Genomic DNA, 12,906 nt, shown 5'->3' with positions numbered 1-12,906 from the left:
TTATGTTAGAGGGCTCTTAAGCACCGAGCCAACCCGCGCTCCGGCAGTTCCAAGAATCGCTTCATTCAACTGCTCCCGGGTCAACTCGCGCTGCTTGCGGGTACCCACCTTGCGCTCCTTCGACCGTGGAGCCTCACCCTGATTGGTCCTTGATGGAGCTCCCGACGCCCGCCTGTCATCGCGCTGCGCCTGGATCAACTGCGCCATCTGTAACGTGTGTCCAAGCCGCTTGTTATCGACCACTGCAGCCTGATCGATCTCCGAGAGCCTGTCATAAGGCACATAGGGCAGGGCAGCACCATTCACCCGGATTTCGATACGTCCGTCCGGATACTCGAACACATCCAGATACCCGTGAATCAGGCTGCGGTTCGCTGGCGTATCTTCAAGCAGATAGATCACACGGTCGTATTGCACCGTCAACACTTTCGACACGCGCCGCGGCACACGAACCGTCAGGATCAGATCAAGATCGTCATCCGCCCGCAGCGGCCGGTGTGCATCGAACGTGCTGCGCGGCACCTTGCCAAACCGGCCGTTAAAGTCAGCGATGAAGTGGGGCGCGTAAGCATTGGCAGCTTCCTTCGTGCTGATGCCGCGTAGCCGCAGTTCCTTCACCAGACGATCCTGCAACGTCAGGTTGGCCCTCTCGACACGGCCCTTCGCCTGACTGCTGTTGGCGCAGAACGTATCTACATTCAGCTCATACAGCGCCCTGCCAAACTGCGTCACGCCCTTGCCAGGCGTAACCGAATGGCTGTTGCAGTGAAACACGCTGGCCTTGTCGCTGTAAAGCGCGACCGGCTTGCCATGCTGCTCAAGGTACGCGCGTATCGCCTCGAAATAGCTGAAGGTCGATTCGGTCGCGGTGAAGTGCAGCACCATCAACCGGCCCGTCGCATCGTCGATGAACACCAGCAGCGTACAGGCCGGTGCGCGGTCCTCGAACCAGCGATGATCGCTGCCGTCGATCTGCACCAGCTCGCCCAGACATGCACGACGGTTTCTCGGCTGATGCAGCTTCGGTGGCCGCTGTTTGCGTGGAATCCACAACCCGGCCTCACGCATCCAGCGCCGCACGGTTTCCTTGGCGAGCACGAGCCCATGACACTCGCATAGCTTCTCGCACGCCAGCGTCGGCCCAAAATCCGTGTAGCGCTCACGCACCAGCGCCATGGCTCGCGCCCGCAGATCAACCGGCAGTTCACGATTACTGGGCTGTCCACGCCGCGCCGACACGAGCCCGGCCGGTCCAGCGGACTCGTAGCGTCGCACCAGCCGTCTGACCTGACGCTCACACAGTTGCAGACGTTCAGCCGCCCGTACGGTCGTCAGTCGATGCTGGACGACCGCCTCAATGACCTTCACGCGCTCGAGCTCATGCATGCTGATCGTGATGAATCCACGTCCGTTCATGGTCGGGCTCCGGGCTGGCTGTGATGCCGCAGCATGCGCCACAGCTAGCCCGGAGTTGGAAAACCGGACATTTCCAATGAGCCAGAACCGGACATTTCTAAAAAGCTCTGACACACGAAATGTTGATAATTTATGTTATGTCAAATACGAAAACCACTTAAAACGACCTGACGCGTCACCCAGCAAACCCTAACCACCCATCACCCGATTCCCGTCGAAGCATCCACCGCATCGCGCTGCGGCATCGGCCCCATCTGCTCGCCAAACTGCAGCGCGGCGAGCTGCGCATAAAGCGGCGAACTCAGCAAAAGCTCCGCGTGCCGACCTTGCGCGACGATACGCCCCTGGTCGAGCACGACGATGCGGTCGGCCTGCTGAACCGTCGCGAGCCGGTGAGCAATGACGAGCGTGGTGCGGTTTCGCGCGGCATTGTCCAACGCTTTCTGCACGAGCCTCTCGCTGGCGGCATCCAAGGCACTCGTTGCTTCATCCAGCAACAGAATGGGCGGATCTTTCAGGATCGCACGGGCGATCGCGATCCGCTGACGCTGCCCGCCGGACAACCGCACGCCACGCTCGCCGAGAAAGGTGTCATAGCCTTGCGGCAGTTCCTCAATGAAGCCGGCCGCCGCCGCCCTATCCGCGGCCTGCCGAACCTGCGCAAGCGTCGCGTCCGGCGCGCCGTAGCGGATATTGTCGAGCACACTGCCAGAAAAGATCACCGATTCCTGCAGCACCACGCCGATCATCTTGCGCAATTCGGCGAGCGGCACCTCTCGCGTCGATACCCCATTGATCTCGATGCGGCCGGATTGTGGATCGAAAAACCGCAACAGCAGTTGAAACAGCGTGGTCTTGCCCGCGCCTGACGGCCCGACCAACGCAACGTGTTCGCCGGGGCGAACATCGAGCGAGATCGCGGAGAGGGCCGCAATGCCGGGCCGCGACGGATACGAGAAGCCGACGTCCGCGAAACGGATGCCCTCGCCTCGCGCCGGCGGCGCTGCTTGCGTCTCCACGTCCTTGACCGGCGAACGTGCGGCCAGCAATTGCAACAGCCGTTCAGTTGCGCCGGCAGCGCGCTGCAGATCGCCCCACACCTCGGCAACCGCTCCCACTGCGCCGGCCGTCAATACGGCGTAAAGAATGAACTGCGACAATTGACCCGCTGTCATCCACCCGGCCAGCACCGCCTGCGCACCGAGCCACAACACGAAGACAATCGCGCTGAACACCAGCACGATCACCACTGCAGTCAGCCATGCACGCGCACGGATGCGCGTAAGCGCGGTCTCGAAGGCCGCCTCTACCGCGCCGGCAAAGCGCCGTGCTTCGAACGGCTCCTGGGTGTACGACTGTACGGTCGGCATTGCGTTGAGCACCTCGCCCGCCAACGCGCTCGTATTCGCGATCCGGTCCTGGCTCGCGCGCGAAAGGCGCCGCACGCGCCGGCCGAAGAGCACGATAGGCGCGATGACGACGACCAGCGTGGCGATGATGTACGCGGACAGCACCGGGCTCGTCGCTACGAGCATCGCCACGCCGCCAGTCAGCAGAAAAATATTGCGTAGTCCCAATGACAGGCTGGTGCCGACCACTGCCTGGATCAATGTCGTGTCAGCCGTCAGACGGGATAGCACCTCGCCGGTCTGCGTGGTTTCAAAAAATTGCGGACTCATTTGCAGCATGTGGTCATAGACTGCGCGTCGCAAATCGGCCGTGACCCGCTCGCCAAGCCATGACACCAGATAAAAGCGGAGTGCGGTGCCTGCGGCCAGTATCAGCGCGACGACAAGGAGCGCAAGAAAATAGCGGTCGATATGCCCGCGCTCGCCTGACGCGAAGCCGCGATCGATCAGATATTTGAACGCCACCGGCAGCACCAGCGTGGCTCCCGCCGACGTCACGAGCGCAAGGAACGCGAGCGCCCAGCGGCCCGCGTACGGACGCAGGAATGGGAACAGCGCAAAGAGAGGCCCGATACGCGATGAAGGCGACGCTGAGGTGGCGGCATGCGGCATGAAGGCTTCCGGGCAGATCGAATAGCGTCGATTGTGCCAGTATTCGGAGCGCGACCCTTAGCGCCCCGCTTGCCGGGTGCTGAAATGCCACTCCGTCACTTCGTGAAACGTCTGGTCCGGCCTTAAGACCGTGCTTGGAAACGACGGCTGATTGGGTGAATCCGGAAAATGTTCGGCTTCCAGTGCGAATCCGTCGCTTTGCCGATAGGTTTTTCCGGACGATCCCACCACGTTGCCGAGCAGGCTGTTACCGGTATATAACTGCAGCCCCGGCTGCGTCGTGTACAACTCCAGCACGCGCCCGCTCGCCGGGTCGATGGCTCGCGCGGCGAATTGCGGAGCGGACCGGTCGGCGCCCGCCTGTTTGTCGAGCACCCAGTTGTGATCGAAACCGCGCGCATAGAGCATCTGCTGGAACGGCGAGCGCAGATGCTCGCCGATCACCGTCTGCCTGCGCAAATCCAGCGGTGTACCCATCACGCTGGCCAGCTCGCCGGTGGGAATCGATGTGGCGTCGGTCGGCGTATAGCGCGCGGCGGCGATCTGGATGGTCTGACGCTCAATTGTTCCGCTGCCCTCGCCCGCCAGATTGAAATAGGTATGGTTCGTCAGATTGACGACGGTCGGCTTGTCGGTCGTGGCTCGATAATCGATTCGGAACACGTTGTCGTCGGTCAGCGTGTAAGTGACATGGGTGGTCAGTCGTCCGGGAAAACCGTTTTCACCGTCCGGACTCACATAGGTCAGCTCGGCACCGGCGCCGCGTTCCGTCTGGACCGGCTTGACAGTCCACACTTTCGTGTCGAAGCTGCGCGGGCCACTGTGCAGGGTGTTGGGCGGATCGTTGACCGGCAGGCTGTAACGGTTGCCGTCGAGCGTAAAACGGCCTCCTGCTATCCGGTTGGCGTATCGCCCGATCAACGCGCCAAAGTGAATGTCGCCGTTGTACTTTTCATAATCGGCCAGATTGCTGAAACCGAGCGCGATGTTGGCTGTATGACCGTCACGATCCGGCGCGAAAATCTCACAGATGATTCCACCGTAGCTCAGAAAGCTGATTGTCAAGCCGCGCGCGTTGCGCAGCGTGTAGCGGGTCACGGCCTCGCCATCTGCCGTGGTGCCGTAGGGCTGCTGCGACAGGGTTGCTGCCAGCGTCGAACAGGAGGCGGCAAGCAGCAGGGCTCCAACGAGACGCGGCGGCCTCAGTAGCCGGGAGCGTGAAACGGGCGCGACGCTTGAACTCATGACTGTTCCTGTTAATGGGCGTTGTCGCCTGCTTCGCAAAGTGCATGCCCCGCCCGTACAACCGCGCAGCCGGGCAGCCATGCGCAAGTCACACGCGCTCGGAGTCCGTCGGCGCTTAAAAAGATCGCACGACAATTCCGTGCGCCTGACCACACGAGAAAACCGAACCTGCCTGCAAATCGCGAGACTATCGGCCAATAGTTCAAGACTTTGCGCCTCGAGCTTTTCTTTTCCGGTTTTCATGCTTCACTGCACCATAACATTAGTATCAACGCGTTAACCCGTAGCGGCAGGCCGCATCGTCAAATTTCTGTCATATGCGGCGACGCGTTGCGCGTCCATTCCAGTGAATGGCCGTCGCTGCGGAAAACAATGAACAGATGCCGTATTGCCATAGTGTCCGGCTCGTCTTTTGTCCTTAATTAGCTTGCCTATCTATTTCTTCCCGACGTTTGGAGTCAACACAGCATGCAGCCCGTCAATGTTGTGATCTGCAATTACAACTACGACCGCTTTCTTGCACAGGCGATCGATTCGGCCCTATCTCAAACTTACCCTGCCACCCGGGTGATCGTGATCGACGACGGCTCGACTGACCGTTCGCGTGAAATCATCGCGGGATATGGCTCGCTGATCTCAGCAGTGTTCAAGACCAATGGTGGCCAGGTGTCCGTGTACAACCATGCGATCGATCTGCTCGACACGGAGCACGCGATCTTTCTCGACTCCGACGACATCCTTTATCCCGATGCGGTCTCTCACGTCATGCGCGTCTTTAGTGAGGGGGACTACTCGAAAGTCCAGTTTCATCTTGATGTAATCGATTCCACCGGCAAGCGTACCGGCGCGCATGTGCCCCATTCCGAGCCGCCGTCCGACTGCGGCAGTCTGCTCAGGCGCGGCTGGCTGTACCCTTCTCCGCCGGCCTCGGGAAATGCGTATCGTGTCAGCGCGCTCAAGCGCATCTTTCCGGTGCCCGAGACGACGGTCAATCGCTATGGGGCCGATTTCTACGCAATCTATGGCGCGGCGCTGCTGGGTCCCGTTGGCGCGATTACGCGATCATTAGGCGGCTATCGGGTTCATCACAGCGAGTCAGCCGGCTTCTCCTTCGCCAACGCGGAAAGCGGCGCAAAAATGTCGAGCGCGCAGGACAGGAGATGGCGTACGTTGCAGGAGATCGCGCACACCAGGCTCGCGATCGACCTGCCGTCGACCTTTCATGACTTCTCGCACGAGAAGGCGCGTTTCTGTTCGGGCGTCTATCGGGCCACGCTGCGAACGCGCTGGCGATGGATGATGCGCGATTCCCGCGGCTATCTTCACTCGATCGTTGCCAACCCCTTCTGGGGCATCAAGAAGAAAATCGGCACACTCGCTTTGTCGAGTCTTTGCCTCTTTCCCTACTCGCCTCTTTCCGATTTTGCAGTGCGCTTCATTGCGAATCCATTGGCCCGCCGCGCCGGCCTCACACGCTGAACGGAACGCCACGCGGCCTGTTAGCGCAGCGCTCGCACGAGCCGGGCCGCTCTTCCCACTCTGATTCCGATGCTTGCCGGACATCGAACGTTCGACCGGCCTGCGCCTGCCGACCGCGCAAGCGCAGGCAACGCCCACCGGAAGCCCGTGGCGTCGCGATCGCCCGTGAACGAACCGTCGATCATGCTCTGATCGAAGCCGAAGCGCCGCGGCGTCGGCGCGTCGCGGCGCCCGCCTGTGCGATCAGCGACCATTCGCGGAGATCCCCTGTCTTATCGGCAAGCCGGGAAAAACCTGAGGCTTTCGTCGAGCCTACATAAAGTTTCTCAAGCCGCGCCGTGCCGGTGCCGTTAGCATGCAATAGACGTGATACGCGCGCGCAGACGTGGACGGCCGCGCGCTCGCGCCGCCGCCGATCACCGCTGCACGGCTCACGCGTGCTGAAGTGTTGACCTTGTATGGCCAATGAGTGTCTTGTCATGATTGATGCGTTGATTGACTGGAATGCCGCCGACCGCACCGCCTCCAGCGTGCCGACGATCGAAGCGCTGTTTCGCGCGGTGCACGACGGCGCCCACCCATGGGCGCAGGCGTGGGTCTGGTATCGCGCGGGCGAGCAGTTGCACCTTGCTGGCCAGGGCGGCACGTCGCCGGCGTGGCCGAAAATCGTCAGCGAGGAAACCCTTGCCGAGCTTTGCGCGGCGCGCGGCTGGCAGCAATGGCCGACCGGCTATGGTGAGAGCGTGCTCGGCTGGCTGGTGGCGCCCGCCGGATTCGCCGGCGAACCGAGCGTGCACGAATTCGCGCGCAGTCTCGGCGAACGCGCCCAGACCGACGCGCTCGCTCGCGCGCAGAACACGCAGCGCGTGCTGTACGAGATCGCCTATCTGGCCAGCTCGGTGCCCGAGCGCGCCGAGTTCCTGCGGTGCGTGCACGAGCGTCTGGGTATGCTGATCGACGCCGAGAACTTTTATCTCGCGCTCTACGATCGCAAAAGCGGCAAGATCACCTATCCGTACTATGTCGACGTGATCGACACCGACGTGATAGAGCCGGAAAACTACGACTTCCTCAACCCGGCACGCCTCTCGATGACCGGGACAGTCCTGACGACCGGCCAGCCGCTGCTCATCGATGCGGCGACGATCCGGGCCGCCGAGGCCGAGGGCCGCTTTTACTGCATTGGCGACCGGCCTGAATTCTGGATGGGCGCGCCGCTGAAAAACGCGTCCGACGAAGTGTTCGGCATGCTTGCGATGCAGGTGTACGACGTCTCGCGGGTCTACAGCGCGGAAGACCGCGCACTCTTTCTGGTGGTGGCGCGGCACGTTGCCATGGCGCTCGACCGGATTTTGCATCGCACCGATCTGGAGGAACAGGTCGCACGGCGCACCTCGGAGCTGTCGCTCGTCAACGTTGCATTACGCGAAGGCATCGCCGAGCGCGAGCGCGCCGAACATCTGCAGGCCGCGCTGTTCCAGATCGCGGAGCTATCGAGCCGGCCGGGCGACATGGTCGAGTTCTTTCGCAGCCTGCACCGGATCGTCGGCGATCTGCTGTATGCGCGCAACTTCTACATTGCGCTGTTCGACACCGACACGCAGGTCGTCTCTTTCCCGTATTACATCGACGAGGGCGTGGTCGAACCGCCGCTGCCGCGTCTGGGGCGGCGCGGTCTGACCGAGTATGTGATCAGCCAGCGTAAGCCTTGCCTGATCGATCACGAAGAGGCGTTGCGGCTGGACGCCGAAGGCACGGTCGACCTGGGCGGCCGTGACGTGCGTCTGCATTCGTGGCTCGGCGTGCCGCTTTTCGATGGCGATGACGTGCGCGGCGTACTCGCCGTGCAGAGCTACACGCCGCTCGTGAGCTACTCACGCCGCGACCAGGAACTGCTCACATTCGTCTCGCGCCATATCGACACTGCCCTGTCACGCCGCCGCGCCGCCGAGGCATTGCATGCGGCGAATGCGGAGCTCGAAGCGCGTGTGCAGGTCCGCACGCAGGAGCTCGATAACGCCAACGCGAGGCTCGTCCACGAAAATTCGCACGACGCGCTCACCCGCCTGCCCAACCGCAGTCATCTGCTGAACCGGCTGCAGGCCGCGTGGCATGCGTACCGCACGGACGGCACGCCGATGACCGTGATGTTCATCGACCTGGATCGTTTCAAGGTGGTGAACGACAGCCTGGGCCATCAATGCGGCGACATGCTGCTTCAGCAGGCCGCCGGCCGGCTGCAGGCATGCGTGCAGCCGGGCGATCTGCTGGCGCGGCTGGGCGGCGACGAGTTCGCGGTGCTGTCGCAAACGGCGCACATCAACAACGCCGTCACGATCGCTGAGCGCGTTCTCGCGGAATTCGATCTGCCTTTCCATATCGACGAGCATGTGGTGTTCTCGTCGTGCAGCATCGGCATCGTGAGCGCAGACGGGCAGTATCACCGTGAACCGGCCGACCTTTTACGCGACGCCGATATCGCAATGTATCGCGTGAAAAACGCGGGGCGTGACCACTTCGTCGTGTTCAATCATGAACTGCGGCGCGAGGTGTCGGACCAGGTGGAGCGCGAAGGCGCGCTGCGCAACGCGCTCAAACGGGACGATGAACTGCTGCCGTTTTTCCAGCCGATCGTCGACGTGAGCACGGGTCGCGTGGCGGCGCTCGAAGCGTTGATCCGCTGGCGGCGGCCGGATGGACGCATCGTCGCGCCGGGCGAATTCCTGCCGCGTGTCGAAGGGCTGAAGCTGATCGGCAAGGTGGATCTCTACATGCTCACGCGCATCGCGGCGATTCTGTCCGAGCCCCAGCACGCGAACTGGCCACCCGTGCACGTGAACTGTTCGAGCTATAGCATCACGCGCCGCGAGTTTGCCGACGACGTGCTCGCGATACTCGATGGGTATGGCGTCGCGCCGTCGCGCGTATGCCTCGAACTGACGGAAGGTGCGCTGGTCGCCGAGCCCGACCTCGCGCGCGACACGATGCAGCGCCTTTCGGACAACGGCATGTCCGTCGTGCTCGACGACTTCGGCGCAGGCTTTTCGTCGCTCAGCTACGTGCATCAGTACCGTTTCAGCGGGCTGAAAATCGACAAGTCATTCATTCTCGAACTCACCGCCAGTCCGCGCAGCCGCGCCATCGTGACCGCTATCGTGCGCATGGCGGAGTCGCTCGGGCTGACGCTCGTCGCGGAGGGCGTCGAAGACGCCGACACGCTTGCAATGCTTCGGGAAATGGGCGCCGCGCAGGCGCAAGGCTATTTCTTCGATAAACCCATGCCGCTGGAGGCGCTCATGCGTTCGCCGCGCTGGCAAGGCTAGACGCGCTCAGCGTGCGGCCTGCTCTTCACGGATCATGTACAGCAGAATCCAGACATACAGAATTCTGGGGGCCGATGTCACGGCGTTCTTCAGGGCTAATGACGTGCTCGACACGGTAGTCTCCTCCGCTCGCTGTTTTGCACACTGTGCCGTAAGCACGGTGCCCGCTCGGTGCGTCGGGTCACATTAACCGCTCGTCCTGAAGCGGCGGGACGAATTACCTGTCTGCGCCCGCGGGCGCGAGATCGAGTCCACGCGGCCGGTGCAGTTTCGACACCGCATCGCGCAAAGCGCTCTGGACGATTTCCTCGACGGTCGGGTGATAGAACGGCAACTGCAGCAGTTGTTCGACCGTCTCGCCGCGCTGAACCGCCCACGCGAGCAGATGCGCGAGATGCTCGCCCGCGCCGGCAAGGAGCGCCGCTCCGAGCAGCTTGCCCGTGACCGGCGCGACATAAAGACGTACGACGTTGTCGCGCTCTCCCGTGATCGCCGAGCGCGCATTGCCTTTCGCGCCGCCTTCGGCGACGAGCGTGCCGGCGGGCAACGTGTCGAACGGACAGCCGATTGCGCCGATATCCGGGTTCGTGAACGCAATGGAGAGCGGCACGCGGCGCTGCCAGCGGTCGTCCGAACCATGCCTTGCCGCGTTCCAGCCCGCCATGCTGCCTTCGTCGGCCGCTTCGTGCTGCAAAGGACGCGTAGCGTCGACGTCGCCCGCCAGATAGAAGTTCGACTCGCCCACGCGCATGGTGTGCGGATCGACCGGCGCATGGCCGTGCGCGTCCAGTTCGATGCCGGCCTTCTCCAGCCCGAGCGTGGCCAATGTCGAACGACGCCCCATTGCGACCAGCACGCATTCCACTTCGACACGCCGCTTGCCGTCTTCACCGGACGATATTTCGAATGCCCCCGAGGGACTGCGTTTGACGTCGACAGGCTCGTCCAGCCACATTGGCAGGTCCCGTTCAAAGTGCTGTCGCGCCGCTTGCGCGATCAATGGGTCCTTGATGCCGCCCACCACATTGCTTTGGTCCGCGCCCGTCACGCGCACGCCGAGCCGGCTTAATGCCACGCCCATTTCGAGGCCGATCGCGCCGAGCCCGATCAGCCCGATGCTTTGCGGCAGCACAGGCAGATCGAACAGCGAGTCCGTGTTCAGCACGCCGTCGCCCAGCGCTTGCCACGCTGGTGGGACGACCGGCGCCGAGCCGGTGGCGATCACCACCGCGCGGGCCCGGAACAGGCGCTCGCCCACCTGGATGTCACCCGGGCCGACGATGTGCGCGTCGCCCTGAATCAGTCCGTCGCCAGCGAGTTCGCGCGTTTCGTCGACCATGCCTTTGACCGACTCGTTGCGCGTCGCGCGCGCCCGCTGCCACAGCGCATTCGCGCGTTCGGCGAGTTGCGCTGCGCTCGCGCTCCCGTCCGCCTCGCGGCAGGCTCGCAGCAGGTCGCTCGCGTGCAGCACGGCTTTCGACGGAATGCAGCCGACGCGCGCGCACATGGTCCCAAGATCGCCGCGCTCGATCAGCACGAAAGACTTACCCGCTTCTTTGACCTGTCGAAGCGCATTGAGGCCCGCGGTTCCTGCGCCGAGAATGGCGACGTCGATTTCCGTGATCTGTGGCATTCGTTCTTGTCCTGTACGGTTGCTGGATGAAGACCCATCGGCTGCCATTGTCCGAGCCGACGGGATGAGGGTGTCTGCCCCGCGTGAGCGCCCACCGCGTTGCCGCACTCATTCCGCCGGCGCATTGCTTTCGCCAGCCTGTCAGCAGTAACCGTTCCCTGACGTCGAGCCGTCGCGACACGCCATTCAACACGCGGCTGCCGACGGCGCAACCGGGCGTCGCTTACGAACGCTCACGGAATCAGCCAGAGCGCCACGCCATAAATCACGAGCGACACAGCGAACGTGACGGCGGTATAACCCATGACCCGCTGAATGCGGATCCCCGCAATCGCAACCACGGGCACGGCCCAGAAAGGCTGCAGCATGTTCGACACGTTCTCTGCCATCGCCACGCCCATCGCGGTACGCGCCACCGAAGCATGCAGCCCGAGCGCGGCCGGCAGAACGAACGGCCCCTGCACCGCCCAGTGCCCGCCCGCGCTCGGGATCAGCAGCGTGATGATGAGCGAGCTGAAGTAGCTGAGCACCGGAAGCGTGACCGGCGTGGCAATCGCGACGAAGGTTTTGGCGATCGTCGATGCGAGGCCCGTTCCCGTCATGATGCCCATGATGCCGCCGTACATCGGGTATTGCAGCAGCATCGAGCCGGTCTGGCGCGCCGCGCGGCGAATCGCATCCGCGTAGGCGATCGGCGTGCGTTGCAATGCGAGGCCCACCAGCAGGAAGACCAGGATGGTCGTATTGATATCGAGTTCGAAGCCTTTGCTGGCCCAGGTCATTGCCAGATAGCCGACGCCGAACGCCAGCACGATCAGCGTACCGAGCACCGAGCGCTCCGCGCGCGCGGCGAACGACGACGCGCCCGAACTGCGTGCGTGCGGGTCCGCGTCGGCCGATGCGGCGGGCGCGGCGTCCGGTTCGCTGAACGGAACCACGCTGTCCTCTGCTGGATGCATGCGGATGAAGATCGCCGTCATCACGATCACGACCAGCACGGTCGGGATGAATACGAACGGCGCGAACACGGTCTGGCTCAACGGGATGACCTGCCCGGTTGCCTTCTCGACGAGATTCAGTGCGTTGCCATGCGAGGCCTGCGACAGCGCAATGGAACTCGACAGGCCGCTGTTGCAAACGGACCAGGCCGAGTAGCTGCCCGCCACGAGCCACGCGAAGTCCACCTTCACGCGCCGCGCGATTTCACGCGACAGCAGCGCACCGACGACGAGACCCAGCCCCCAGTTGAGCCACGCGGCCACCGCGACGATCGGAAATACGAGCAGTGCCGCGTGCGTCGGCGAATGCACCCTTGCAGCCAGCGCCCGCAAGCCGCGTTGCACGAGCGGTGCGTCGGCGATGGCGTAGCCCGTTGCCAGAATCAGGATCATCTGCAGCGCAAAGCCCAGGATGTTGAACGTGCCGCCATACCACGAACTCAGTAGCACGGGTAACGACGCATGCGGTGCAAACACCGCCGCCAGCGCGCTCACGACGACGGTCAGGCCGATCGCGAGCACGAACGGGTCGGGCATGACCTGCTCGAACACATAGACGAGGCCGGCGACGACGCCGCCGCGGCGCGCGCCGTTGACCGAGCCGGGTACAGGGGATTCGGGGTTGTTCATGATGCTCCTGGTGCGTTGATCACGCGCTGTTTCACGCGCACGTCCGCTCACGTGCGCTGCGTGAGCACACAGGCGCGGTTGACAGAATTGACTGACGAATGCATTCACCGATGCGGGATTGTCGATTGCCGATTGCTGATTGCCATTGCCGATGCATAGGC

Annotated in this window: 7 protein-coding genes; 2 read left to right on the top strand and 5 right to left on the bottom strand. The window is 63.1% G+C overall.

Annotated features, from left to right (window positions below):
* The 3 genes from AAGS40_RS07200 to AAGS40_RS07190 form a co-directional block, all read right to left on the bottom strand.
* Positions 1 to 1,416, bottom strand: a complete 1,416-nt coding sequence (locus AAGS40_RS07200; protein ID WP_345814155.1) for an ISNCY family transposase — start codon at positions 1,414 to 1,416, stop codon at positions 1 to 3.
* 200 nt (positions 1,417 to 1,616) lie between these two features.
* Positions 1,617 to 3,437, bottom strand: a complete 1,821-nt coding sequence (locus AAGS40_RS07195; RefSeq protein ID WP_345814154.1) for an ABC transporter transmembrane domain-containing protein — start codon at positions 3,435 to 3,437, stop codon at positions 1,617 to 1,619.
* Positions 3,438 to 3,494: 57 nt separating this feature from the next.
* Positions 3,495 to 4,682 carry an aldose epimerase family protein gene (locus AAGS40_RS07190; RefSeq protein WP_345814153.1) on the bottom strand — a complete coding sequence of 396 codons (1,188 nt, stop codon included), beginning with the start codon at positions 4,680 to 4,682 and terminating at the stop codon, positions 3,495 to 3,497.
* 468 nt (positions 4,683 to 5,150) lie between these two features.
* On the opposite strand from AAGS40_RS07190, the gene AAGS40_RS07185 reads away from it, so the two are divergent.
* Together AAGS40_RS07185 and AAGS40_RS07180 are read left to right on the top strand one after the other, a co-directional pair.
* Positions 5,151 to 6,161 (top strand): glycosyltransferase family A protein, encoded by a 1,011-nt coding sequence (locus tag AAGS40_RS07185; protein WP_345814152.1) that lies wholly within the window; start codon positions 5,151 to 5,153, stop codon positions 6,159 to 6,161.
* A gap of 479 nt (positions 6,162 to 6,640) precedes the next feature.
* The gene (locus AAGS40_RS07180; protein ID WP_345814151.1) at positions 6,641 to 9,484 is read left to right on the top strand and encodes an EAL domain-containing protein; all 2,844 of its coding nucleotides are present in this window, start codon (positions 6,641 to 6,643) and stop codon (positions 9,482 to 9,484) included.
* Positions 9,485 to 9,701: 217 nt separating this feature from the next.
* On the opposite strand, the gene AAGS40_RS07175 is transcribed toward AAGS40_RS07180, so the two are convergent.
* Both AAGS40_RS07175 and AAGS40_RS07170 read right to left on the bottom strand, forming a co-directional pair.
* Entirely contained in the window at positions 9,702 to 11,117 is a 1,416-nt protein-coding gene (locus AAGS40_RS07175; protein ID WP_345814150.1) for a dihydrolipoyl dehydrogenase, read from the bottom strand.
* Positions 11,118 to 11,350: 233 nt separating this feature from the next.
* Positions 11,351 to 12,745, bottom strand: a complete 1,395-nt coding sequence (locus AAGS40_RS07170; RefSeq protein ID WP_345814149.1) for a TIGR00366 family protein — start codon at positions 12,743 to 12,745, stop codon at positions 11,351 to 11,353.
* Positions 12,746 to 12,906: the final 161 nt, after the last annotated feature.

The sequence above is a fragment of the Paraburkholderia sp. PREW-6R genome, from assembly GCF_039621805.1.
In the GTDB taxonomy this organism is placed as follows: Bacteria; Pseudomonadota; Gammaproteobacteria; order Burkholderiales; family Burkholderiaceae; genus Paraburkholderia.
Note: the sequence above shows the minus strand (reverse complement) of the source record. Positions and strands in the feature narration are given on the sequence as shown.

Bases quoted from the DNA above. Each gene is read 5' to 3' on its own strand.
- AAGS40_RS07175 (WP_345814150.1), bottom strand. From the start codon at position 11,117: ATGCCACAGATCACGGAAATCGACGTCGCCATTCTCGGCGCAGGAACC.
- AAGS40_RS07190 (WP_345814153.1), bottom strand. From the start codon at position 4,682: ATGAGTTCAAGCGTCGCGCCCGTTTCACGCTCCCGGCTACTGAGGCCG.
- AAGS40_RS07180 (WP_345814151.1), top strand. From the start codon at position 6,641: ATGATTGATGCGTTGATTGACTGGAATGCCGCCGACCGCACCGCCTCC.
- AAGS40_RS07170 (WP_345814149.1), bottom strand. From the start codon at position 12,745: ATGAACAACCCCGAATCCCCTGTACCCGGCTCGGTCAACGGCGCGCGC.
- AAGS40_RS07200 (WP_345814155.1), bottom strand. From the start codon at position 1,416: ATGAACGGACGTGGATTCATCACGATCAGCATGCATGAGCTCGAGCGC.
- AAGS40_RS07195 (WP_345814154.1), bottom strand. From the start codon at position 3,437: ATGCCGCATGCCGCCACCTCAGCGTCGCCTTCATCGCGTATCGGGCCT.
- AAGS40_RS07185 (WP_345814152.1), top strand. From the start codon at position 5,151: ATGCAGCCCGTCAATGTTGTGATCTGCAATTACAACTACGACCGCTTT.